The organism is Phocaeicola sp. (genome assembly GCF_057861905.1).
On sequence record NZ_DBMACV010000134.1, the window covers coordinates 1 to 2,901 of the forward strand.

Consider the following 2,901-nt stretch of genomic DNA (forward strand, 5'->3'; position numbering starts at 1 on the left):
TGGTCAAAATAACCGTAACGGTACAAAAGTCCTATGGCACAAAGGTCCACATTGCTGTCCGACGCCTCTTTCAGGTAATCCCCCGCCAACATTCCCAAACCGCCGGAATATATCTTAAGGACTTCATCCAAGCCGTATTCCATGCTGAAATAAGCTATTGACGGGCGCTGGTGATCCGGTTCCACATCTACGTATTTTTTGAAGGCGGAATAGACGGCATCCATTTTATAGACAAAGTTCTCATCATGTGCCAGCGCTACAAGCTTCTCATAATTTATCCGCTCCAGAAACAATACCGGATTCTGTTCCACCTCTTTCCAAAGTTCCGAATCCAAATCACAATACAGTTTCTTTGCGTCATCATTCCATGTCCACCAGAGATTATGTGCGATTTCTGCAAGTTTTCGCAGTTCTGCAGGAAGATGTGAACCTACTGTAATCTCCCTCCACTGAGGGGTATTTACATTATAACTTGAATATTCCATGACATTTTAATTAAATAAGTCCTAATCTTTATTCAGTCCTTTTATTATTTTTCGTTTACCGACAATCCATACCGTATCATTCTCCTTGAAAATTGTATCAGGGTCTGGATTCATAATATTCACGGTACTCCTCTCTATTCCGATAATGATGCTATCCGATATGTCTGCCTCCCGGATCGTCTTTCCGATCAATGGTGAACCTCCTTCGACAGGAAATTGCCCTATTTCCATCTCATCCTGCGAGGATGTTCCGTTCCCGTTCCTTTCTACCTTCTTTTGCTCCATGGATGTCCGGAAGCTTTCCAACTGTCGGTCCGTACCTACGACCGTAACCTTGTCATATGGATAGAGATGTTCTTCCCCTTGTGGTATATCTAGGCGTTTTTCTCCACGGGTGATTGAAATCACATTTATCTGAAACAAGGTGCGCAAGCTGCTTTCTTTTAATGTTCTGCCCACATATATGGAATCAGGGGATACTGTGAAATCCGCCAAATGTAATTCCTTGAACGGGATATTGCTGCCAAGGGTGGAGCCTGTATCACTTTCTGTAGAAAGTCCATTCCCGTCCGTCCCCTGAAAGTTTGCCATAAATTGTCTCTCTATAGTCAGCGACCGTTTCTTGATCCGCTTGGAAAAATAAATGACGGCAATGATAATGGAAGAGACTACCAACCCGGCTCCCAAGGCAACATTGAAAAGATGGGTAATGATACTCATCATGATAATCGTGCAGATCAGTATTTTGACAAGTACTATTGATACCAAAGGCCCTCTGTTGAACTTGTTGTCCGTCCAGAGTTTACGGAACTCGGTTGAATTGTTCCTTTTCATGATGATGGCCCATAGAAACGGGGATATGACAAGAAAGATGATGATGAAGCCCAACAAGTTCCCTTCCATTCCCGGCAGACTTTTCCTAATCAAAGGATGCACATAGGAAAAATATAAAGTGATGAAAAAAACGCATACGACCAGATAGAGTGTGACAGACACCAGCATAGACCGGATCAGTTTATGCCAAGTACCCTGGTGTTTTACAGTCATTGCCCCGGACGTATAGTGTACGAGATAATCTTTCAGGGATTCAGGCATGTGGATGTCTATAAACCGGTATGCTGGTTCCGAAAGCCATATCATATAGGGGGTAAGAAAAGTCGTTATGACAGATACTGCCACTATGACCGGATAGAGATACTTGTCCGTAACATTCAGACTGACGCCTAAAGATGCGATGATGAATGCGAATTCACCGACCTGTGTCAGTGAAAAGCCGGACTGTATGGCAATTTTCAACGGCTGGCCGGAAAGCAAGACACCAAAGCTCCCGAACAGTACCTGACCGGACAGTACTAGCAATGTCAGGATGAGAATAGGGACGGCATATTCCCACATCATGGCAGGATCGATCATCATTCCTACCGACACGAAAAATATGGAAGCGAACAGGTCTTTTACCGGCTGTACGATATGTACGATTTTTTCCGCTTCAACGGTCTCTGCCAGCAGGGACCCCATGACAAAGGCTCCCAATGCGGCAGAAAATCCCGCTTTTGTCGCAATCATCACCATTCCCAGGCAAAGTCCCAGAGAGGTTATCAATAAAATCTCGTTGCTGGTGAAACGGCGTATCTTCTTCAGCAGGGTAGGTATCAGATAGATACCCAATGCCGACCAGAAAATCAGGAAAGCGGCCAGCTTCAATATACTTTCCAGCATCTCCTTCCCTTCAAAATGTTTGCCTACCGCCAACGTGGAAAGAACAACCATCATCACTACAGCCACCAGATCTTCGATAACAAGAATCCCCAAGACAATGCCAGTGAATTTCTGTTGGAGAAGTCCCATGTCATTGAAGGCCTTGAATACGATGGCCGTGGACGACATGGACAACATTCCACCCAGAAAAATACTGCTCATGTGGGAGAACCCCATTGCATTCCCCGCTGTATAACCTATGAACATCATGCCACATACAATAGTGACAGTGGCAACGATAGCCGTAATGCCCACATTTATCAATTTCTTGAACGAAAAGTCCAGTCCCATCGCGAACAGCAGAAAAATGACACCGATGTCCGCCCATATTTTGATATTGGCAGGATCGGAAACAGTCGGGACCAGAGAAACGGAAGGACCCGCCATAATACCGGCTACAATGTAGCCCAATATGACCGGTTGCTTCAGCCACTTGAAAATGACGGTTACAATACCGGCAATAATCAGAATTATGGCAAGATCCGATATTAAAGGAGCAACTTCTGACATATTAACGGTTATTTTAGATCGATAATTCGTTAAGGACCCGGATCAGGCTTTTGTCAATAGGCTTGTCCTTTTTGATTGCCTGGACAAAAGGAACATAAACAATCTCGTTGTTCCGTATGCCTATCATAACATTTCGCTGGCCTTCCAT

General features: G+C 44.5%; 2 protein-coding genes and 1 pseudogene. All 3 read right to left on the reverse strand.

The features are described from left to right. A partial coding sequence (locus ACZM60_RS14645; protein ID WP_489521859.1) for a DUF3417 domain-containing protein occupies window positions 1-485 on the reverse strand: 485 nt, incomplete at its 3' end. A gap of 21 nt (window positions 486-506) precedes the next feature. Next, complete coding sequence (locus ACZM60_RS14650; protein ID WP_489521860.1) at window positions 507-2,753, reverse strand: cation:proton antiporter domain-containing protein; 2,247 nt, start codon at window positions 2,751-2,753, stop codon at window positions 507-509. Between the two features lie 13 nt (window positions 2,754-2,766). After that, window positions 2,767-2,901 (reverse strand): annotated as a pseudogene (locus ACZM60_RS14655) (6-phosphofructokinase); the annotation flags it as partial.